The organism is Actinocorallia aurantiaca (assembly GCF_039533685.1).
GTDB lineage: Bacteria > Actinomycetota > Actinomycetes > Streptosporangiales > Streptosporangiaceae > Actinocorallia > Actinocorallia aurantiaca.
In genome coordinates this window covers 1-21452 of record NZ_BAAATZ010000026.1, presented here as the reverse complement: position 1 = coordinate 21452, position 21452 = coordinate 1, and the positions used below count along the sequence as shown (strand labels likewise).

The following is a 21452-nucleotide window of genomic DNA, read 5'->3' as shown; positions in this document are numbered from 1 at the left end:
GCCCCGGTCCCGTCCGCCGTGCCCGGCCGCCGATGCCAGGTGCCGGCCCGCCGGCCGACACCGCCCAGCCGCCGGTACCCGGTACCTGCCGTCAGGCGGAGCACCCGGTACCGACCGCCCGCGAGATCCGATGACAGCCGCCGAGCCCGCGGGGTCGGGCATCCGCCGTCAACGCGGTGATGCCCGGTGACCGCCGTCCGGCCGCGAGGTCCGGTGACCGCCGCGTTGCGGCTCTACGAAGAAGGGACCTCAGATGGCCGGTCGTCGGAACAGCCGCTCCAGGGGAGCCTCCGGGTCCGGCGAGGGGGAGGACCGGGCGCCGCGGCCTCCCGCCGATCCCGAGGCCGCGGCGCGGGAGATCTGCCTGCGGCTGCTGACCTTCTCCCCCAGGACGCGGGCCCAGCTCGCCGAGGCCCTGGCCCGCAAGGACATCCCCCAGGAGGCCGCCGACCGCGTCCTGAGCCGTTTCACCGAGGTCGGGCTGATCGACGACGAGGCCTTCGCCCAGGCCTGGGTCCGCTCCCGCCACAACGGCAAGGGCCTGGCGCCCCGGGCGCTCTCCGCCGAACTGCGCCGCCGCGGCGTCGCCGACGACACCATCCAGGAGGCCGTCGCCGAACTCCACCCCGAGGACATCGAGGAGGCGGCCCGCGCCCTGGTCTCCCGCAAGCTCCGCACGACCCGGTCCCTCGACCACGACCGCCGCACCCGCCGCCTGGTCGGCATGCTCGCCCGCAAGGGCTACTCCCCGGGCCTGGCCTACCGGGTCGTCAAGGAGGTCCTGGCCGGCGAGGCGGCGGACCCCGACGAGCTCCCGGAAGACGGCTTCCTCGACGACTGACCGGCCGGTCGTCCGCACGGCCGTCCAGGCGACCGTGCCGCCGGGCACATGGGCGGCCTGGTACATGGGCACATGGGCGGCCGGGAAACGGACGGTGGAGGCGTGGTGCGGGTCGGGAGCGTGGCGATGGCGCGGTGCCGCGGTGGCCCCCGCACACCGCAGGACCGACGAGGCCATAGTAGACGCCCTTCCTGACTTTAGAAAACCTTCTTTACAAAAACGGCGAAGCGTACAGTCCCCCTCGCGTCGGCCTCCCTCGGGGGATCGGGCGAGTTCTGTCAGAGGCGGCGGGCACCATGGGAAGGGTGACCGAACAGTTCTCGGCGGCGACCCGGGCGTGGTTCTCCGAAGCGTTCCAGGGGCCGACCCCCGCACAGGCCGAAGCCTGGCGGGCGATCTCGCGCGGGGAGCACACCCTGGTGGTGGCCCCGACCGGGTCGGGCAAGACCCTCGCCGCGTTCCTGTGGTCCCTGGACGGGCTGGCCGCCGCCCCGCCCCCGTCGGACCCGAAGCGCCGCTGCCGCGTCCTGTACGTCTCACCGCTGAAGGCCCTGGCCGTCGACGTCGAGCGCAACCTCCGCGCGCCCCTGGCCGGCATCCGCGCGGCCGCCCGCCGCCTCGGCCTCCCCGAGCCGGAGATCAAGGTCGGCGTCCGCTCCGGCGACACTCCCTCCAGCGAGCGGCGGCGCCTCGTCAGCGCCCCTCCCGACATCCTGATCACCACTCCCGAGTCCCTCTTCCTCCTGCTGACCTCCCGGGCCAGGGAGTCCCTCCGCGGGGTCGAGACGGTGATCGTCGACGAGGTCCACTCCGTCGCCGCCACCAAGCGCGGCGCCCACCTGGCCCTCTCCCTGGAGCGCCTCGACGCGCTCCTGGAGTCCCCGGCCCAGCGCGTCGGCCTGTCCGCCACCGTCCGGCCCCTGCCGGAGGTCGCCGCGTTCCTCGGCGGCTCCGCCCCCGTCACCACCGTCCGGCCCCCCGACACCAAGACCTTCGAGCTGCGCGTCACCGTCCCCGCCGAGGACCTCTCCGCCCTCCCGGGCGGCACCGCCGAGGGCCCCGGCGCCCCCGCCCGACGCCGCTCCGTGTGGCCCCACGTCGAGGAGCACATCCTCTCCCTCATCGCCGCCCACCGCTCCACCCTCGTCTTCGTCAACAGCCGCCGCCTGGCCGAACGCCTCTGCACCCGCCTCAACGAGCTCGGGGGCGGGGACGGGGAGGTGGCGCGGGCGCATCACGGGTCGGTCTCCAAAGAGGAGCGCGCGGAGATCGAGGAGGCGCTCAAGGCGGGGCGGCTGCCCGCGGTGGTGGCCACCTCCAGCCTCGAGCTGGGGATCGACATGGGCGCCGTCGACCTGGTGGTGCAGGTGGAGTCGCCGCCGTCGGTGGCGGGCGGGCTGCAGCGGGTGGGGCGGGCCGGGCACCAGGTGGGGGCGGTGTCCCGAGGAGTGATCTTCCCCAGGTACCGGGGCGACCTGGTCCAGGCGGCCGTCGTGGCCGAGCGGATGCGGGCGGGGCTCATCGAGGCGCTGCGGTATCCGCGCAACCCGCTGGACGTGCTGGCGCAGCAGGTCGTCGCGATGGTGGCGATGGACGAGTGGGACGTCGACGAGCTGGAGCGGGTGGTCCGGCGGGCCGCGCCGTTCGCGGAGCTGCCCCGCTCGGTCTACGAGGCGACGCTCGACATGCTGGCGGGCCGCTACCCGGGCGAGGAGTTCGGGGAGCTGCGCCCGCGGCTCGTCTGGGACCGGGTGAACGGGACGCTGCGGGCTCGGCGGGGGGCGCAGCGGCTCGCCGTGGTGAGCGGCGGCACGATCCCCGACCGGGGGCTGTTCGGGGTCTTCCTCGCCGGGGAGAGGTCCTCCCGCGTCGGCGAGCTGGACGAGGAGATGGTCTACGAGTCCCGCGTCGGCGACGTCTTCGTGCTCGGCGCCAGCTCCTGGCGGGTCGAGGAGATCACCTCCGACCGGGTCCTGGTCTCCCCCGCGTCGGGCCGCTCGGGCAGGCTGCCGTTCTGGCACGGCGACTCCCCCGGCCGTCCCGCGGAGCTGGGCCGCGCCCTGGGCGCCTTCACCCGGGAGCTCGGCGAACTGGAACCCGAGCGCGCCGAGCGGCGGGCCGCGGCCGCGGGGCTCGACCGGGGGGCGGTCGGCGACCTGCTCTCCTATCTGGCCGAGCAGAAGGAGGCCACCGGCCACGTCCCCGACGACCGGACCCTCGTCGTGGAGCGTTTCCGTGACGAGCTGGGCGACTGGCGGCTGGTCCTCCACTCCCCCTACGGGGCCCCCGTCCACGCGCCCTGGGCTCTGGCGATCGCGGCCCGGCTGCGCGCGCGCCACGGCGTCGACGCGCAGGCCATGCACGGCGACGACGGGATCGTCCTGCGCGTCCCCGACACCGACGGGCTCCCGCCCTCCGCGGAGCTGTGCGCGTTCGACCCGGACGACGTCGAACGGCTCGTCATCGACGAGCTCGGCTCGTCCGCGCTGTTCGCCGCCCGGTTCCGCGAGTGCGCGTCCCGTTCCCTGCTGCTGCCCAGGCACCGCCCCGGCCGCCGGATGCCGCTGTGGCAGCAGCGTCGGCGCGCCTCGCAGCTGCTCTCGGTCGCCGCGAAGCACCCCGGTTTCCCCATCGTCCTGGAGACGGTCCGCGAATGCCTCCAGGACGTCTTCGACGTCCCCGGCCTGGTCTCCCTGATGCGGGAGGTCTCCGACGGAACGGTCCGCGTCACCGAGGTCGAGACCCCCTCGGCCTCCCCTTACGCCCGATCGCTCCTGTTCCGCTACATCGCGGCCTTCATGTACGAGGGCGACTCCCCGCTCGCCGAACGCAAGGCCCAAGCGCTGACCCTGGACTCGTCGCTCCTCGCCGACCTCCTGGGCCACACCGACCTGCGCGAACTGCTGGACCCCGAGGTCATCGCCGCGACCGCCGCCGAGCTCCAGCGCCTCACCCCCTCCCGCCGGGCCACCGACCCCGACACCCTGACCGACCTCCTCCGCGCCCTGGGCCCCCTGTCCCTCCCGGAGGTCGAGGCCCGCGTCCACACCCCCGAAAACCGTCCCGCAGACCACCGGGGAGAAGCCGCGCCCAACCACCCCACCGCCGACCCAGCCGTCGCGGAGGACCCGGCGGACGAGAGGCGAGACACCGCCCACACCCCCGAGCACCGTCCCGCAGCACGCTGGGAAGAAGCCGCGCCCAACCACCCCGCCACCGATCGAGCCGTCGCGGAGGACCCGACGGACGAGAGGCGAGACACCGCCCACACCCCCGAAGACCGTCCCGCAGCACACTGGGAAGAAGCCGCGCCCAACCACCCCACCACCGATCCAGCCGTTGCGGACGAGCGGCAGGGTGCTGTTCGCGCGCCCGTCGGCCCGTCCCCGGCCGGCGGGTGGCTGGCGTCCCTGGAGGACGAGCGCCGGGTGATACGCGTCCGCGTCGCCGGGGCCGACCGCTGGGCCGCCGTCGAGGACGCCGCCCGGCTCCGGGACGCGCTGGGCGTCGCGCTGCCCTCCGGCGTGCCCGAGCCCTTCCTCGTCCCGCTCACCGACGACCCCCTGGGTGATCTCCTCACCCGCTACGCCCGCACCCACGCGCCCTTCACCGCCGGGGAGGCGGCGGACCGCCTCGGCCTGGGCGCCGCCGTGGTCCAGGAGATCCTCGCCCGTCTTCCCTCCCTCGTGGAAGGCGGGTTCACTCCCGGCCGCACCGGTTCCGAATGGGTCGACACCGAGGTCCTCCGGATCATCCGCCGCCGTTCCCTGGCACGGCTCCGCGCCGAGGTGGAGCCCTCGCCTCCCGAGGCTCTCGGCCGGTTCCTCCCCCGCTGGCAGGGCATCGGCTCCTCGCCCGCCGGCTCCCTCTACGAGGCCGTCGAACGCCTCCAGGGCGCCTCTCTCCCCGCCTCCGCCCTGGAGACCCTGATCCTCCCTTCCCGCGTCCCCGGTTACACGCCCGCCCTCCTGGACGAGCTCACCGCCTCGGGCGAGGTCCTCTGGCTGGGCCGCGGCCCCCTCCCCGGCGGCGACGGCTGGCTCTCCCTCTACCCGGCGGACACCGCGCCCCTCCTCGTCCCGCCCCCGGCGGAGCTCCCCCTCACCCCTCTCCACCAGGCGATCCTGGACGCCCTCGCCGACGGCTCCGCCCTCTTCTTCCGGCCCCTGGCCGACCGCGTCCGCTCCGCTCCCGCCTTCGCCGCGGAGTCCTCCTCCCCCTTCCACCCGGCCGACCGGGACATCCTCCAGGCCCTCTGGGACCTGGTCTGGGCGGGCCGTCTCACGAACGACACCCTCGCCCCGCTGCGCGCCGCCCTGGGCACCTCCCGCTCCTCCCCCCGCCCGCGCCCGCTCCGCCGGGGCCGCCCCGTGCTCCCCGTCCGCCCGGCCCCGCCCGCGGCGGCGGGACGCTGGTGGCTCCCGCCCGTCCCGTACCCCGACCCCACCCACCGGGCCCATGCCCTGGCCGAGACCGTCCTCCACCGCCACGGCATCGTCCTCCGCGGCGCCGTCGCCGCCGAGCAGTCCCCGGGCGGCTTCGCCGCCCTCTACCCCGTCCTCCGTGCCCAGGAGGAGGCCGGCCACTGCCGCCGCGGCTACTTCATCGAGGGCCTCGGCGCCGCCCAGTTCGCCCTCCCCCAAGCCGTGGACCGCCTCCGCTCCCTCAGCCCTCCCCGACTCCCGCGAGCACCCGGCTCCCCCACGGAAGCCGCCCCCGGCACCCCACCGCCCCCTTCCGAGAACCCGCCCGGGAGCGAGGGGAAAGCCCCTCCTGCTCTCCGCCCCCTCGAAAGAGGACAGGACGAGCCGACGGAAGCCGCACTCAGCGCTCCACCCGCCTCCGGCGAGAACACCCCTCGCGCTCTCCGCCCCCGCTCTCCGGGCACACGGGACGAGCCGACGGCGACCGCCTCCGGAGCCGGGGAGGCCGTGGTGCTGGCGGCGGCGGATCCGGCCAACCCCTACGGGGCCGCGCTGCCCTGGCCGGAGGGCTCGGGAGCGCATCGGCCCGGACGCAAGGCGGGGGCGCTGGTGGTGCTGGTGGACGGCGTGTTGACGTTGTACGCGGAGCGCGGCGGGAAGACCCTGCTGACGTGGAACGAGCCGGGTCTGCGGTCTGCCGTGGGGGCCCTGGCCCGGGCGGTGGGGTCGGGGACCCTCTCCCAGGTGACCGTGGAGAAGGTCGACGGCGAGCCGGTCGCGGGCTCGCCGCTGATGCGGGTGTTCGAGGAGGCGGGCTTCCATCCGACGCCTCGCGGGGTGCGGATCCGCCGCTGAGCCGGGCCTTCCGCGGCCGGTCGGCCGGACGGCCCCCGGAGGACGGCGCCTTTCCGCAGGGCGCCGTTCCGTCTCCGGGCCGATCCCCCGCAGGTGCTCATCCCCACGGTTGAGGAGCCGGAAGCAGAGATCGTTCTCGCGGTCGATGAGATCCGTGTCACGCGGTGGAACAGTTGAAGACGACACGAGGTTGGTTCGGATGAACCGCCCGCCAGCCGAGGGAGCCGCCATGACCTCGACAGCCCGCTGGGTCGTCGCCCAGCGCCGTAAGCGTCTCGTCATCACCCAGACGCTCCGAGACCGCGCCCAGACCGATCCGCGGCGTGCCGCCCGCCGGGAAGCCGCCCTCGCCGAGAGCTGATCTCCGCACGGAGATCCCCGCTCACCCGTCCGAGCCCACCGCGAAGTCCCGACCCATCCGCCGCGCGGCGAGATCCCCGGGACCCGGAGCCATGACGTCTTTCCCTCAGCTCCGAGACTCCCCCGCGTTCCCGTCCCGCGGCGGCACCGCAAGCGCGCGGTGCGGCGATCCCCTTTGCTTCCCGACGGCCCAAGGCAGCCGGAGGCGTGACGTCTTCCCGCCCCGCTCCCGGGCTCCCGTCGGGTTCCCGTCTGCGGTGGCACCGCAGATCTGCGCTGCGGGGATCCCGTCTGGGACCGCCTTGCGCAGCCCTTGGCAAGGCTCCGCCGTCTGCGGGCAGGGGCGTGGGGGTCCGGGTCAGAGCGTGGTGGTGGAGAAGATCTCTTCACGGGCGAGGGCGAGGGCGGTGTGGAGCGCGCCCTGGAGGACGGGGGCGGTGGTCAGGGCGCCGGGGACCAGTCGGGAGCGGGTGGGGCACAGGCGGGAGGCCGCCTCGGCGGTGCGGGCCGCCAGGGGGTGGCCGCCCGCGGCGCCCAGCCGGCCGGAGAGGACGATCAGGCCCGGGTCCAGGATCGCCGTGACGGCGGTGACGCCCAGGGCCAGGCGGGAGGCCACCGCGTCCAGGAAGGAGGAGGAGCGCGGGTCGTCGGGGCTCGCGGACGCGTCCTGGAGGGCCTCCTCCGGGGAAAGGCCGGGGTAGCCGTGGGCACGGGCCAGGTCCGTCAAAGCGTCGGCGCCCACCAGGGCTCCGAAGCCGCCCGCCAGAGAGGGGGCGCCGTGGGCGCGGGACTCGGTGACGTCGTCGGGCAGCGGGACGCCGGGGACGGGCAGGTAGCCGAGTTCGCCTGCGCCGCCGGACACCCCCCGGTGGAGGCGGCCGTCGAGCATGACGGCGAGGCCGATGCCCCGGTCGACCCACAGGAGCGCGAAGTCGCCGGTGTCGCGGGCCGCGCCGTGGGCGTGTTCGGCGACGGCCACGAGGTTCACGTCGTTCTCGACGACCACCCGGGTGTCGAGACGGCGGCGCAGGGCCTCCGGCGCTCCCTCGTGCCAGGAGGAGAGGTCGAACGCGAAGCGCACGTCCCCCGTGCGGGGGTCCACCAGGCCGGGAGTGCCGATCACCAGGGCCCGCAACTGCGGGATCGCCACCTTCGCCGTCCGGCAGGCCCTGGCCACCGCCGTCCGGATCACCTCGACGGGGTCGTCGGACTCCGAGAACGGGACGGTGGCCCGCGCGGCGACTCCTCCTGTGATGTCCATCACTCCGACGGCCGCCTCCCGAGGACCGACCTCCAGGCCGGCGACGTACGCGCTGGCGGGCACCACGCCGTAGACCGCGGCGCTGGGGCCTCGCCCGCCCGTCCGCTCGCCGACCACCTCGACCAGGCCGCGCTCCTCCAGCCTGGCCAGCAGCTGAGAGGCCGTGACCTTGGAGAGTCCGGTCCTCGCCCCGATCTGGGCCCGCGTCAGGGGCCCTTCGTCGAGGAGCAGTTCCAGTGCCGACCGGTCGTTCAGTTCACGCAGCAGACGGGGTGTGCCGGGACGTCTCGCCATGTTCCGGCACTCTAGGGCTTGTGGCCGTCCCGGGACGGCCACTCCGCCCCGGACGGCCCGCGGCGGGCACGAGGAACCGTCTTTCAGCCGGTAGCCGCCCTGGAGCGATGCAAGGACGGCTGAATCGACTTAACCGGCACGTCCGATCGGGGTGGTGGTGAAAGCAGGTTGCACGGAGGGGGATACTTACTGCATGCGTTTGTCTGCCAGGGTTGATTACGCGCTGCGTGCGGCCGCCGAGCTCGCCGCCGCCGCGGAGACCTCCACAGGGGGTCATCCGGTGACGGCGGTACAGCTCGCCGAAGCCCAGCAGATCCCGCCCAAGTTCCTGGAGAACATCCTGGGACAGCTCCGACGGTCCGGGATCATCCGCAGCCAGCGAGGGCCCGACGGGGGTTACTGGCTGGCCCGGTCCGCCGAGGAGATCTCGCTGGCCGACATCATCAGGGCCATCGACGGGCCGCTGCTCGGCGTCCGGGGCGAGCGCCCCGAGGACGTCGGCTACTCCGGCGCCGCCCGCCCGCTGCAGGAGGTCTGGATCGCGTTGCGCGCCAGCGAGCGCGCCATCCTCGAGCTGGTCACCCTCGACCACATAGCCCGCGGCGCGCTGCCCGAGTCCGTGCAGCAGCTCACCGAGGACCCCAAGGCCTGGACCAAGCCGGTCTTCTTCGCCTGACCCGCGCGTCACGGCCCGTCGCCGGCCCCGTCCCGAGCCGCGGGTCGACCTCGCCTGGTCCGCTTCGCGAATCCCCGGCCTGATGGTGGGCCCTGCCCGTACGGCCTGGTCGGCGTGTGGAAGGCGGCGCTCGAAAAGGACGCCGACATGAAAGAGCCGCGCCCCGCGTGGAGGCGGGACGCGGACACCGGAGACGCGTGCGGCGCTCCGGCGCGGGGCTCATTCAGATGGTCACCGCTGGACGGAGAACATCCAGTGCTGCTCCTCCAGCTGCCCGGTGATGGAGGTCAGCAGGTCCTGGGTCACCTGGTCGGCCTCCACGGCGTCGATGCGCTCGCGGAAGCGGGAGATCGTGCCGGAGAGGGCCTCCACCACCGCGTGGATCACCTTGTCCTCGGGCAGCCAGCCGGGCTCCAGCGCCGGAAGTGACGTCTCGTGCGCGACGGTCTGCACGCGGCCGTCCGGGTTGACGGCGATCATCACCGCGCGCTCGGCCACCGAGTCCGCACCGGTGCGGGCCAGCGAGGTCAGGACGTCCAGCTGTTCGTGGATCATCTTGAACGTGCGGCCCGTCACGTTCCAGTGGGCCTGCTTGGCGGTCAGGGACAGGTCGAGCAGGTCGATCAGGGAGCCCTGCAGCGCCTGCCCCACCGTGTTCCGCACATCGTCGGTGAGCGGGCTCTTCACAACGGCCATGATGGCTCCTCCCGTGTCGCATCAGGTTCGGCGTCTTTCGCGTCACCTCTTTGCAACAATTGGGATAACCGGTCTAGCCCTGTCCCAATCCTCCCGAAGATATGGAACGAGTCACGCCGCGACCATGTCACCCCTGAACGCGTCACCGGCGATCGCCTCGGGCGAGTCGGGTACCGGTGAGGCCGGGATGGTCTCGGAGATGCGCTCACGCTGCGGAGCACCGGCCATGACCGGTTCGGCCTGCAGTTCGGCGAGCGCCAGCAGATCGGACACTTCTCGTAGTACGTGAGACAACGGCACGCCCAGCGCCTTGCAGATCGCCGCGAGCAGCTCAGAAGAAGCTTCCTTCTGACCTCGTTCCACCTCTGAGAGATACCCCAACGACACCCTGGCCGCGGCGGACACCTCACGGAGGGTGCGACCCTGGCGCAGCCGGAGCTGCCGCAGAACGTCCCCCAGCAGCTGGCGAAGCAGGACCATCGCTCGCTCCCTCCCCATCGTGCGGACCATCTGACCTGTTCCACCGTACCCGTCTCCACCCTGAGCTTGGCAGAGCCGGGAAATCGTGTTCGCTGCGAACGTAACGCTGTAATCAGGTCAAACCTTCCCGACCTTCTTGATCCTCTTCCCAGTCACGGACCATTGCAACCCCCAAAATCTCATGTCGTAGCAGGTCCAAGGCCTGCACAACGGTCATGCGACGAATATTCGCGCGTGCCTGGGTGAGATCAGGCGGCAGGGGCAGCACCGGAGTGAAAAATCTACTTCCTTTGGGGCTGGAAACACCGATATGCACCGTCCCGACCGGTTTTCCGTCCTGAGCGCCAGGTCCGGCCACCCCGGTGACAGCGAGCCCGTAGAAGGCTCCCAGCCGCTCCCTGACGCCTTCGGCCATCTGGACGGCGACTTCCGGGTCCACCGCGCCCCGGGCCTCCAGGAGTTCCGCTGAGACCCCGAGGAGCTCGTGCTTCAACCTGGTCTCGTAGGCGGTCACTCCGCCGGCGAAGGTCTCCGAGGATCCCGCGACGTCCGTCAGCTCGGCCCCGAGCAGCCCGCCCGTCAGGCTCTCGGCCACCGCGACCTCGCGGCCGCGCGCGGCCATCAGCTCGTGCACCACCGAGGCCAGCGTCTGCTCGCCCGTCCCGTACATGACCGTGCCGAGCAGCTCCTTGGCCATGAGCACGGCCTTGTCCAGCACTTCGGGCGCGGACGCGGTGACGCGCACCGCGACCTCCGAGGGCGACGGCAGGAAGGCCAGCGAGACCTCCTCCAGCGCCTCCAGGGGGGCCAGCCTGGTCGCCAGCACCGTCTCCCAGACCCCGGCCGTCCGCAGCGTGAGGACGGCGGGCGGCACGCCGCCGTCCAGTTCCGGCAGCACCGAGGCCTTCATGATCGCTTTCATCTCGGCCGGCACGCCGGGCAGCGCGTAGACCGTCTTGCCCGACAGCTCCATCCGCAGCCCCGGCGCGGTCCCCGCCGGGTTCGGCAGCATCGTGGCGCCCTCGGGCACCTCGGCCATCCGCAGCGACATCGGCCGCAACCGCAGCCCGCTGCGCTCGACCCTGTCCCGGATCAGCCCGGCCAGCGCCTCGTCCCGGACGAGGCGCACTCCGGCGAGCGCGGCGAGCGCGTCCCGGGTCAGGTCGTCGGCGGTCGGCCCGAGCCCCCCGGTGATGATCACGACGTCCGATCCGGCCACCGCCGCGGAGACCGCGGCGGTGATCGCCTCCATCGTGTCGCCCACGACGGCGGAGCGGTCGACCCGCACGCCCGCCCTGGTCAGTTCGCGGCCCATCCAGGCCGCGTTCCCGTTGACGATGTCGCCGATGAGGATCTCGTCCCCGACGGTCAGGAGTTCGGCTCGCACGCCTTTCAGCCTAGTGCCGCCCTGCGCCGCGCGTTGAGGTACTCCATCCCCGACACGACGGTCGCCGCCACCGCGGCCGTCATGAGGATCCCGTTGAGCGGGTCGAGCCGGACCGGCAGCAGGTAGACGGTGATAGCCAGCATCTGCAGGGCCGCCTTGTACTTGCCGAGCATCTCGGCCGCCACGACCACGTCGGCGCGCAGCAGCACCAGCCGGTGGAGGGTCACCGGGACCTCCCGCAGCAGGATGATCACGGTGGCCCACCAGGTGAGCTCCCCGTTGAGGGACAGCCCGACCAGCGCCGCCCCGGTGAGCAGCTTGTCGGCGATCGGGTCGACGATCTTGCCGAAGGTGGTGACCTCCGCGCGGCTGCGCGCGACCTTCCCGTCGGCCAGGTCGGTGAAGGCCGCGACCATGAACAGGAGCAGGGCGGTGATCCGCCAGCCGGTGCCGTCGGCGAGGACCAGCACGAGGAAGAAGGGGGGAACGAGCACGATGCGCAGCACCGTCAGCAAGTTGGCGAGGTTCAGGTTCGAGACCCGCCGTGCCTGCGAGGCTGTCAACGACCCGGCCCCGTCGCCTCGCCCACCAGGTCGACGCCCTCGCTCTCGACGATCTTCGCGTCGACCAGCGCGCCCGCGGTGAGGCCCTCGCCGTGCACGACGGTGCAGCCGTCGACCTCGGGCGCCTGGTGGAAGCCGCGGCCCTCCCAGACCCCGGGCTCCAGCTCCCGCTCCACCAGCACCGCGACCTCGGTGCCGACGCGGTCCTCGGCGCGCTGGGCGGTGAGCTCCTCGGCCAGTTCGGACACCTCGGCCAGCCGCCGGGCCACCTCGTCGGGGTCGAGCTTGCCGTCCAGGTCCGCGGCCTCGGTGCCGTCCTCGTCGGAGTAGCCGAAGACGCCCACGGCGTCCAGCCGGGCGGCCTCCAGGAAGCCGGTGAGCTCCGCCAGCTGCCCCTCGCTCTCGCCGGGGAAGCCGACGATGAAGTTCGAGCGCACGCCGGCCTCGGGGGCCAGCGCCCTGATCCGGTCGAGCAGGTCGAGGAAGCGCTCCGGGTCGCCGAAGCGGCGCATCCGGCGCAGCACCGGCCCGCTGGCGTGCTGGAAGGACAGGTCGAAGTACGGCACGACGCCGGGGGTGCCGGCGATGACCTCGATGAGGGACGGGCGCAGCTCGGCCGGCTGGAGGTAGCTGACCCGCACCACGTCGATGACCTCGGTCAGCCGCGGCAGCAGCTTCTCCAGCAGGCGGAGGTCGCCCAGGTCCTTGCCGTAGGAGGTGGAGTTCTCGCTGACCAGCACGATCTCGCGGACGTCGTGCCCGGCGAGCCATTCGGCCTCGGCCAGCACCTCTTCGGGCTTGCGGGAGACGTAGGAGCCGCGGAAGGCGGGGATGGCGCAGAAGGCGCAGCGCCGGTCGCAGCCGGACGCCAGCTTCAGCGGCGCCACCGGACCGCCGCCCAGCCGCTTGCGCAGCACCGTGGGTCCGGAGGCCGGGGCCACGCCCTCCGGCAGGTCCTGGATGCCGTGCCCCGGCACGTGGACGTTCCCCGCGGAGCGCTCCACCGGGGTGATCGGCAGCAGCGTCCGCCGGTCCCTGGGCGTGTGCGCGACGTGCGCGCGTCCGGCCACCACGTCGTCGAGCCGTTCGCCGATCCGGGCGTAGTCGTCGAAGCCGATCACCGAGTCCGCCTCGGGCAGGGCCTCGGCGAGCTCGGCGCCGTACCGTTCGGCCATGCATCCGGCCGCGACGACCTTGGCGCCGGTGTCGTGCGCGGCGAGCAGGGTGTCGATCGAGTCCTTCTTGGCCGCGTCGATGAACCCGCAGGTGTTGACGACGACGACGTCGGCTCCCTCGGCGTCCTCCTGCAGCTTCCAGCCGGACGCCTCCAGCCGGGCGGCGAGCTCTTCTGAGTCGGTCTCGTTGCGGGCGCAACCGAGAGTGACCAGGGACACGATACGGGACTCGGGCATGCCCTAACGGTAGTGGGAATCCGGCCGTGTCCAGGAACCGGCCACCCGGAAGAATCCGCTGGAGAAGGGTCAGACCGGGTCGCTGCTGCCGGGGACGAAGGTCAGGCGCAGCACCTGGCCGTCCTCTCCGGGCACGCCGAGCTCCTTGCCGTTGACGGTGAGCACCACTCCGGCGGCGTTGCCGATCAGCACCCGCAGCCGCTTGTCGGCCCGCCACTCGCGCTGCTGGCCCTTGGGGATCATGGCGCTGAACAGCACCTTGCCCGCGGCGTCGCGGACGTTGACCCAGCACTGCTGGGTGGCCTTCATCGCCACCACGACCTCGTCGGCCCCGGCCGGCGGCCGGGCCTCGGGGCCCTCTCCGAGGGCGTGGGCGTCGCCGTTCCCGGGCCCGGCGGTCGCGGGGGCCGCCGTGATCGCGGGGGTCGCCGAGTTCTCCGCCACCGGCGCGGGCGTGCGCCCGTCCTCGCCGTTGAACACCTGGAAGACGCCGTAGACCATTACCAGGACGAGCGTGACGGCCATCGCCGCGCTCCAGTTCGGGGTGCGCCGCTCCCTGAACTTCAGGGGCTGCTCCGGCTCGAACGCGGTGGCGATCGCCAGCGCTCCGGGAGCGCCGCCATGACTTTCGTCATACTCGCGGATCAACGGGTCGGGATCGACGTCCAGCATCCGGGCGATGCTCCGGATGTGGCCGCGCGCGTAGAAGTTGCCGCCGCACAGGGAGTAGTCGTCCTGCTCGATCCGGCGGATCACCGTCTCGCGGATCCTGGTCCGTTCACTGACCTGTTTCACGGTGAGTCCCGAATCGCGGCGCGCCTGCCCAAGGGTCTCACCAATGCTCATGAAGGCCTCCGCCGCGACGTTGCAATGCAGCCAAGTCTAGAAAACAGGTTCTTCTCCGGCGATACGCAACGCCGGATAAGTTGATCACGAATTGAGCGCGCCCAGGACCTCTGGCAGATCTTCTGGTTTGACCAGCACGTCCCGGGCCTTCGATCCCTCGGAGGGACCCACGATGTTCCTGCTCTCCATGAGGTCCATCAAACGTCCCGCCTTGGCGAAACCGACCCTGAGTTTGCGCTGCAGCATCGAGGTCGAACCGAACTGCGTGGAAACTACCAGTTCGATCGCCTGCATCAGGAGCTCGAGGTCGTCGCCGACCTCCTCGTCGATCTCCTTGCGCGGCGCGGCGTCGCCCTGGACGTCCTCGGCGTACCGGACCTCCATCTGGTCCCTGCAGTGCTCGACGATGCCCGCGATCTCCTTCTCGGAGACGTAGGCGTTCTGCAGCCGCATCGGCTTGGAGGCGCCCATCGGCAGGAAGAGCGCGTCGCCCTGGCCGACGAGCTTCTCGGCGCCGGGCTGGTCGAGGATGACCCGGCTGTCGGCCAGCGAGGACGTCGCGAAGGCCAGCCGGGACGGCACGTTGGCCTTGATGAGGCCGGTGACGACGTCGACGGACGGGCGCTGCGTGGCCAGCACCAGGTGGATGCCGGCGGCGCGGGCCAGCTGGGTGATGCGCACGACGTGGTCCTCGACGTCGCGCGGGGCGACCATCATCAGGTCCGCCAGCTCGTCCACGATCACCAGCAGGTACGGGTAGGGCGTGTAGACGCGCTCGCTGCCGGGCGGGGCGGTGAGCTTGCCCGCGCGCACGGCCTTGTTGAAGTCGTCGATGTGCCGGAACCCGGACGCCGCGAGGTCGTCGTACCGGCGGTCCATCTCGCCGACGACCCAGCCGAGGGCCTCGGCGGCCTTCTTCGGGTTGGTGATGATCGGCGTGATCAGGTGCGGGATCCCGGAGTACGACGACAGTTCGACGCGTTTGGGGTCGACCAGGATCAGCCGGACCTCGTCGGGGGTGGCCCGCATCAGGATCGAGGTGATGAGCCCGTTGATGCAGGTCGACTTGCCGGCGCCGGTGGCGCCCGCGATGAGGATGTGCGGCATCTTGGCCAGGTTCGCCACGACCGTCCGGCCCTCGACGTCCTTGCCGAGGCCCACCAGCATCGGGTGCTGGTCGGTCTGTGCCACCTGGGAGCGCAGCACGTCGCCCAGGGAGACGAGGTCCTTGTCGGTGTTGGGGATCTCGACGCCGATGGCGGACTTGCCGGGGATCGGGGAGATGATCCGCACGTCCTGGCTCTTGACCGCGTAGGAGATGTTCCTGGTGAGCGCGGTGACCTTCTCGACCTTGACGGCCGGGCCGAGCTCGATCTCGTAGCGGGTGATCGTCGGCCCCCGGGTGAACCCGGTGACCTGGGCGTCGACGTCGAACTGCTCCAGCACCGCGGTGAGCGCGTCGACGACCACGTCGTTGGCCTTGGTGCGCGGTTTGAGCGTCGAGCCGGGGCGCAGCAGCGTCGGCGCGGGCAGCTGGTAGGCCTGCCCGTCGGACTCCAGCGGCAGCTGCTCGGCCCGGCCCGGCGCGGGGGTCGGGTCGGGGACGGCGGGCCCCTCGGGCGGCGGCACCTCTTCGAGGGTCTCGGCGGGGACCGGGGAGTCCAGGACGGTCGGCGCGGGGTCTCCGAAGAGGTCGTCGGCCAGGTCCCGTTCGAGGACCCGCGTGGCGGGCTCGACGACCGGGGTGTCGTAGGGCCTGGTGTGCTCCCCGACCGAGAAGTCGTCCTCCTCCTCGGGAGCGGGGCGCTGCTTCTTCTTCCTCTTCGGCTTGTCGCCCTTATCTGCTTTATCTGATTTATCGGTTTCGGCGGGCGCCTCGGGGCGCTCCTTGAGCATCGTCAGTTGGAGCAGCTCCTGGCACCTGTCCGGGATGCGGTGCACCGGCGTCTTGGTCACCACGAGCAGCCCGAAGAACGCCACGAGCAGCAGCAGCGGGATCGCCACCCACGCCGACAGGACGGTCTCCAGCGGCGCGGAGACCAGCCAGCCCAGCACCCCGCCGGCGTCCCGGACCCCGGCCATCTCCGAGCGCGGCGAGGGCGTGCCCAGGGTGATGTGGACGATGCCGGCGACGCCCAGGAACAGCGCGCTGGCGCCGATCGCCACCCGGCCGGTGTCGTCGTGCCGCTCGGGGTGGCGCAGCACGCCCCAGGCGAGGGCGGCCAGGAAGATCGGCAGCACCATGGCGAACTTGCCGAGCCCGCCGCGCACCACCAGCTCCAGCGCCTGGGTGAACCAGCCGCGCGGCGTCCACCACAGCACCGAGGCCAGGACGATCGCGATCCCGAGCAGCGTCAGGCCCAGCCCGTCGCGGCGGTGCTCCTCGTCCAGCTCGCGCGCGCCGTCGCCGTAGGCGCGGAACACCGAGCCGACCCCGCGGGCGAAGAGCATCCACAGCCCGCCGAACATCCGGAAGAAGCCGAGGAACAGGGAGCTGATCGGGTCGGGTCCGGACCGCCTGGCGGGCGCCGGCTTCCTGGCCGGCTTCCTCGCGGGGGGACGACGGCGCGGCGTGGAGGCTTTGGAGGGACGTTTGGAAGACCCTCCACGAGAGGAGTTCCGTGTACCTCCGGACGCACGTGAGGCCATGCCGTCGAGCGTAACTCGCGGCACAAGAGCAACCAAGAACAAAACGGACGGGCGTGTCGCCCGCCCCAGATGTCCCGGATGCCCGGAACGGAACGGTCAGATCATGAACTTCCGGGCGTGCTTGCGCAGCCCCTCGGGATCCAGCAGCACGGTCTGCCGCCAGCCGCTGCGGATGAAGCCCTGCTCCCGCCAGTCGCGCATGGCCCGCGCGACCGTCTCGCGGGAGACGTCCACGCAGCTGCCCAGCTCGGTCTGCGACAGCGGCGGCAGGCCGATCCCCCCGTCGGGCTCGGGCAGCCCGCTCTGCTCGGCCAGCCTGAGCAGGAACAGCGCGAGCCTGCCCGCGCCCACATGGCTGCCCAGCGACAGGATGCGCTCGTCCGACTGGGCGAGCCTGCGGCTGAGGGTCTGGTAGACCTTCGGCCAGGCGTCCGGGTGGTCGTTGAGGAACGAGCGGAACCGCTGGCGCGGCACCACCAGGGCGATGAGCTGGTGCAGGGCGGTGACGGTCGCCGTCCTGGGCGACTCGGTGATCAGGCCGGTCTCCCCGATCAGCTCCCCCGGCCCGCGCACGGCGATCACCCGCTCCCGGCCCTCGCTGTCGCCGACGCAGATCTTGGCCCACCCCTTCTGCAGGATGAGGACCTGGTCCGGAGGCTCCCCCTGCAGGCACAGGTGGTCGCCCTTGCGGTATCTGCGGTTGCGTCCCCCGCGCGCCAGGGTGTCGCGCGCGGCGGGATCGAGACTGCTCCAGAAGGTTTCGCGGTTGACCTTCGAGGCGGGGGTCATATTCCTACAGACGAGTGAAAGGACGGTGAGGATCCAATTATCCGAAAATTGCGGATTTTCTAAAGAGCCAATCCCACGGTCAGCAGCGCGCCGAAGACCAGTTGCAGCCGTCCCGTCTCCCCGAGCACCGCGATGAGCTCCGGCCCCTGCGCCCCCTCCAGCACCTTCCCGGACGGGCGGATGGACAGCGGCGCGGCCAGCAGGGCCAGCAGCGCCCACGGCCTGCCCACGGCCAGGCCCAGCACGAGGGTGAACGGGATCGCCAGGCACAGCGTGTAGAGCAGCCGGGCGAGCGGGTCGCCCAGCACCACCGCCAGGGTGCGCTTGCCGGTCATCGCGTCGGTGTCCAGGTCGCGGACGTTGTTGACCACCAGCATCGCGCAGGCCAGCAGCCCGACCGGGACGGCGGCGGCCCAGGCGGTCCAGGGCAGCCCCTCCAGCTGGACGTAGACCGTGCCGAGCACCGCCACGAGCCCGAAGAACACGAAGACCGAGACCTCGCCCAGCGCCCGGTAGCCGTACGGGCGGGAACCCCCGGTGTAGCCCCAGGCCGCGGCGATGGCCGCGGCGCCGATGAGCAGCAGCCACCAGGTCGTGACGGCGGCCAGCACCAGCCCCGCGACCCCGGCCAGCGCGAAGCAGGCCAGTGCGGCGGCCAGCACCTTCTTGGCGGGTTTGGCGCCCGAGCCCACCAGCCGCATCGGCCCGACCCGGTCGGCGTCGGTGCCCTTGACCCCGTCGCTGTAGTCGTTGGCGTAGTTCACGCCGACCTGCAGGACGAGGGCCACGAAGAGGGCGAGGCCGGCCCGCCACCAGACGGGGTGGCCCTCGCCCACGGCCAGTCCGGTGCCCACTGCGACGGGGACGACGGCGGCGGGCAGCGTCCGGGGCCTGGCCCCGGCGATCCAAAGCTTCATGTGTCTCTTCTGCGGAGCCGGAGGGTCATGATCAGTCCGACCGCGAGGATAGCGGCGGTCACGAGGGCCGCGCGGCCGGTCGCCACCGCCAGGCTCTCCACCGCGGCGTGGACGAGGGAGGGGTCGGTGACGCTCAGGTCGGCGACGGACGAGCCCACGCTGTGCTGCAGCTCCCGCGCGGCCGTCTCGTCGCCGGAACGTTCCCGCATGACGTGGCCGAGACTGGTCGCGAAGACCGTGCCGATCAGGGCGATGCCCAGGGCGCTGCCGACCTGCCGGGCGGTGGACTGGGTGCCGGACGCCTGGCCCGCGCTGGCGTGCGGGACCTCCGACAGGGACAGGTTGGTCAGCTGGGCCGAGGTCAGTCCCAGGCCCAGCCCGTACATGAGCATCCAGGGCGCCAGCTCGTACCCGGTCGTGCCGGAGTGGACGGTCAGCCCGATCGCCAGCACCGCCGCCACCTCGGCCGCCATGCCGCACTGCACGACCCGGTGCGCGCCCATCCGCTCCGACAGCCGGGCGGCCACCCCGCCGGAGAGGAACGCGCCGACGGCCAGCGGGAGGATCGCCACGCAGATCTGCAGCGGGGAGTCCCCGTGCGCGCCCTGCAGGAACAGCGGCAGCACGAACAGCAGGCCCAGTTCCCCGACGCTGATGAGCGAGGCGGCGACGCTGCCCCGCCGGAAGCTGGCGATCCGGAACAGGTCGAAGTCGAGCATCACCGACAGGCCCGCGCGCGCCCTGCGCCGCTCCACCACCACCAGGGCGGCCAGCAGCAGCAAGCCCGCGGCCAGCACCAGCGGGACCGGGGACAGGTTCAGGCCCGCGGAGACCGGCCAGCCCGCGAAGTCCTCGGCGGGGCCCCACCAGCCGTAGGCCTGGCCCTCGATCAGCGCGAAGACCAGCGATCCCAGGCCCAGCGCCGACAGCACTCCCCCGGCCCAGTCCAGGCCGCCCCGGTCCCCGGGTTCGCGGGTCTCGGGGACGTAGCGGCGCGCGCCCGCGACCAGCAGCAGGCCCAGCGGCAGGTTGATCAGGAACGCCCAGCGCCAGCCCTGCCAGGTGGCCAGCCAGCCCCCCAGCAGCGGGCCCACCGCGGACATGCCGCCGATCATCGAGCCCCAGACGCCGAAGGCGACGGCCCGGTCCCTGCCGTGGAACAGGGTGTTGATCGTGGAGAGCGTGGCCGGCATGATCATCGCCGCGCCGAGGCCCTGCAGCGCCCGGGCCGCGATCAGGGAGGTGCTCCCCTGTGCCAGGGCCGCGCCCATGCTGGCCAGCACGAAGACCCCGGTGCCCAGGACGAGCATCCGGCGCCTGCCGAACCGGTCCGCCAGGCGGCCGAACGAGATCAGCAGCGCCGCGAACATCAGCGAGTAGACCGAGGTGACCCATTCCGCCTGGGTCGCGCGCAGGTCCAGCTCGTCCACCATGCCGGGCAGCAGGACGCCGACGATGCTGGCGTCGATGATGATCAACGACACCGCGAGGCTGATCACCACCAGGCCGATCCAGCGGCCCCGTCCTTGCTCGACGGCCGGTTCCGCGGGGGCGTCGGCCGTCACGGGCACACTCATATTCATCCTGGCAACAGAAGGGGTCGAGGAGATCCCGGTAAGACTAAACCCGTCCCTTCCTGCACTGACACGCCCCCCTGGCTCAGACCCGGGCCGGTTCCTCCGAGGGGTTCCGCGGCCGCTCCCCCCGCCCGCGGGCGCGCTGGGTCCAGGCGACGCACCCCAGGACGGCGAGGGCCGCGAGCCCGGTCTGCGCGTCCAGGCCCTCGCCCAGGAAGAGCGCCGCCCAGCCGAGGGTGAGCAGCGGCTGGGCGAGCTGGACCTGGCCTCCTCTGGCGATCCCGGCCCGGGCCAGGCCCGCGTACCAGGCGAAGAATCCCAGGAGCATCGAGAAGAACGAAACGTACGCGAATCCGGTGAGGCTCTCGGCCGTCCAGGACGGGTGCGTGGTCGCCAGCAGCCAGGCCGTCACCGGGACGGTGAGGGGCGTGAAGAGCACCAGGGCCCAGCAGATGACCTGCCAGGCGGGCATCGTCCTGGCCATCCGGCCGCCTTCGGCGTAGCTGATCCCTCCCAGTACCAGGGCGCCGACGAACAGCAGGTCCGCGGAGGTGAACCCGCCGCCGCCCTGGACGAGCGTGAACAGCGTGACGCACGCCGCGCCGCTGCCGGCCGCGACCCAGAAGGCCGCGGGCGGGCGCTCCCCGGCCCGGAGCGTCGCCATGATCGCGGTGACGGCGGGCAGCAGCCCGATGACCACCGCGCCGTGCGCGGCGCTGGCCCCCTCGGCCAGGGCCAGGGTGGACAGCACCGGGAAGCCCACCACCACGCCCAGCCCGACGATGACCGTCCCCGTCCAGCCGTCCGGGCGCTTCGCTCGCACCCACAGCAGCGCGCCGGCCGCCGGGACCGCGGCCAGCGCCGCCCTTCCGACGCCGATCAGCATCGGGTCCAGGCCGCGCAGCGCCAGCACGGTGGCGGGGAAGGTGAAGGAGAACACCAGGGTGCCGAGGAAGGCGAGGGAGAGCGCTATCCGCCTCTTTTCAGTAGCGCTATCGTTATCTCTCATGAACAAGGATAGCAGTATTGCTTCCCTCGCCCAGCGGATCAGGGCGGAGGCCCGGGTACTCACCGCAGGTGAGCGGCTGCCGTCCAGCCGGGAGCTGACCGAGCGCTACCGCGTCAGCCCCGTCACCGTTTCCCGGGCCCTGGCCCTCCTCGCCGCCGAGGGGGTCGTGGTCACCCGCCCCGGCAGCGGCACCTTCGTCGCCGAGCGCCGGCCCGCGGCCCGCCCCTCCGACTTCGGCTGGCAGTCGGTGGCGCTCGGCGAGAGCCAGGGCGGCGTCGAGGGGCTGGCCCGGCTGCTCACCCCTCCCCCGGCGGAGGCGATAGCGCTGAGCGGCGGCTACCTGCCCCTGGCCCTCCAGCCGCTGCGGGCGCTGGCCGCCGCGAGCGCCCGGGCCGCGCGGCGGGCCGAGGCCTGGC

At 72.7% G+C, this 21452-nt stretch carries 17 protein-coding genes; 5 read left to right on the top strand and 12 right to left on the bottom strand.

Annotation, left to right across the window (positions count from 1 at the left end; all coding sequences use genetic code 11):
• Positions 1-253 precede the first annotated feature (253 nt).
• The 3 genes from ABD327_RS27290 (at position 254) to ABD327_RS27280 (ending at position 6481) form a co-directional block, all read left to right on the top strand.
• On the top strand, positions 254-841 hold the full coding sequence (locus ABD327_RS27290; RefSeq protein ID WP_344454251.1) for a regulatory protein RecX: 588 nt from the start codon (positions 254-256) through the stop codon (positions 839-841).
• 296 nt (positions 842-1137) lie between these two features.
• Positions 1138-6120 (top strand): DEAD/DEAH box helicase, encoded by a 4983-nt coding sequence (locus ABD327_RS27285; protein WP_425547230.1) that lies wholly within the window; start codon positions 1138-1140, stop codon positions 6118-6120.
• A gap of 229 nt (positions 6121-6349) precedes the next feature.
• Entirely contained in the window at positions 6350-6481 is a 132-nt protein-coding gene (locus tag ABD327_RS27280) for a hypothetical protein (protein ID WP_344454246.1), read from the top strand.
• A gap of 357 nt (positions 6482-6838) precedes the next feature.
• Here the strand turns inward: ABD327_RS27280 and ABD327_RS27275 are convergent, their stop codons facing one another.
• A complete protein-coding gene (locus ABD327_RS27275; protein ID WP_344454244.1) occupies positions 6839-8035 on the bottom strand; it encodes an ROK family transcriptional regulator in 1197 nt (398 codons plus the stop codon).
• A 193-nt stretch (positions 8036-8228) separates the two neighbouring features.
• Between ABD327_RS27275 and ABD327_RS27270 the strand changes: the two genes are divergently transcribed.
• Entirely contained in the window at positions 8229-8711 is a 483-nt protein-coding gene (locus ABD327_RS27270; protein ID WP_344454242.1) for an RrF2 family transcriptional regulator, read from the top strand.
• 231 nt (positions 8712-8942) lie between these two features.
• Here the strand turns inward: ABD327_RS27270 and ABD327_RS27265 are convergent, their stop codons facing one another.
• The 11 genes from ABD327_RS27265 to ABD327_RS27215 all read right to left on the bottom strand — a co-directional run bounded on the left by ABD327_RS27265 (position 8943) and on the right by ABD327_RS27215 (position 21036).
• Complete coding sequence (locus ABD327_RS27265) at positions 8943-9407, bottom strand: Dps family protein (RefSeq protein WP_344454239.1); 465 nt, start codon at positions 9405-9407, stop codon at positions 8943-8945.
• 111 nt (positions 9408-9518) lie between these two features.
• Complete coding sequence (locus tag ABD327_RS27260; protein ID WP_106398681.1) at positions 9519-9887, bottom strand: helix-turn-helix domain-containing protein; 369 nt, start codon at positions 9885-9887, stop codon at positions 9519-9521.
• A 112-nt stretch (positions 9888-9999) separates the two neighbouring features.
• Positions 10000-11274 (bottom strand): CinA family nicotinamide mononucleotide deamidase-related protein, encoded by a 1275-nt coding sequence (locus tag ABD327_RS27255; RefSeq protein WP_344454237.1) that lies wholly within the window; start codon positions 11272-11274, stop codon positions 10000-10002.
• Between the two features lie 5 nt (positions 11275-11279).
• Positions 11280-11837, bottom strand: coding sequence for a CDP-diacylglycerol--glycerol-3-phosphate 3-phosphatidyltransferase (gene pgsA, locus ABD327_RS27250; RefSeq protein ID WP_344454235.1), 558 nt, complete (start codon positions 11835-11837; stop codon positions 11280-11282).
• Positions 11834-13249 carry a 30S ribosomal protein S12 methylthiotransferase RimO gene (gene rimO / locus ABD327_RS27245; RefSeq protein WP_344454233.1) on the bottom strand — a complete coding sequence of 472 codons (1416 nt, stop codon included), beginning with the start codon at positions 13247-13249 and terminating at the stop codon, positions 11834-11836. Before rimO ends, pgsA begins: the two co-directional genes overlap by 4 nt.
• 69 nt (positions 13250-13318) lie before the next feature.
• A complete protein-coding gene (locus tag ABD327_RS27240; protein WP_344454231.1) occupies positions 13319-14095 on the bottom strand; it encodes a helix-turn-helix domain-containing protein in 777 nt (258 codons plus the stop codon).
• A gap of 84 nt (positions 14096-14179) precedes the next feature.
• Entirely contained in the window at positions 14180-16744 is a 2565-nt protein-coding gene (locus ABD327_RS27235) for an FtsK/SpoIIIE family DNA translocase (RefSeq protein ID WP_344454229.1), read from the bottom strand.
• A gap of 96 nt (positions 16745-16840) precedes the next feature.
• Positions 16841-17533: a Crp/Fnr family transcriptional regulator gene (locus ABD327_RS27230; protein ID WP_344454226.1), complete on the bottom strand. Its 693-nt coding sequence runs from the start codon at positions 17531-17533 to the stop codon at positions 16841-16843.
• Positions 17534-17592: 59 nt separating this feature from the next.
• A complete protein-coding gene (locus ABD327_RS27225; RefSeq protein WP_344454224.1) occupies positions 17593-18450 on the bottom strand; it encodes a 1,4-dihydroxy-2-naphthoate polyprenyltransferase in 858 nt (285 codons plus the stop codon).
• Positions 18447-20027 carry an MFS transporter gene (locus tag ABD327_RS27220; protein ID WP_344454222.1) on the bottom strand — a complete coding sequence of 527 codons (1581 nt, stop codon included), beginning with the start codon at positions 20025-20027 and terminating at the stop codon, positions 18447-18449. Before ABD327_RS27220 ends, ABD327_RS27225 begins: the two co-directional genes overlap by 4 nt.
• 82 nt (positions 20028-20109) lie before the next feature.
• Positions 20110-21036, bottom strand: coding sequence for a DMT family transporter (locus ABD327_RS27215; protein WP_344454220.1), 927 nt, complete (start codon positions 21034-21036; stop codon positions 20110-20112).
• Between ABD327_RS27215 and ABD327_RS27210 the strand changes: the two genes are divergently transcribed.
• Positions 21035-21452: GntR family transcriptional regulator (locus tag ABD327_RS27210; protein ID WP_344454218.1), on the top strand; the 418-nt coding region annotated here is incomplete at its 3' end. The two genes, ABD327_RS27215 and ABD327_RS27210, sit on opposite strands and share 2 nt — an antisense overlap.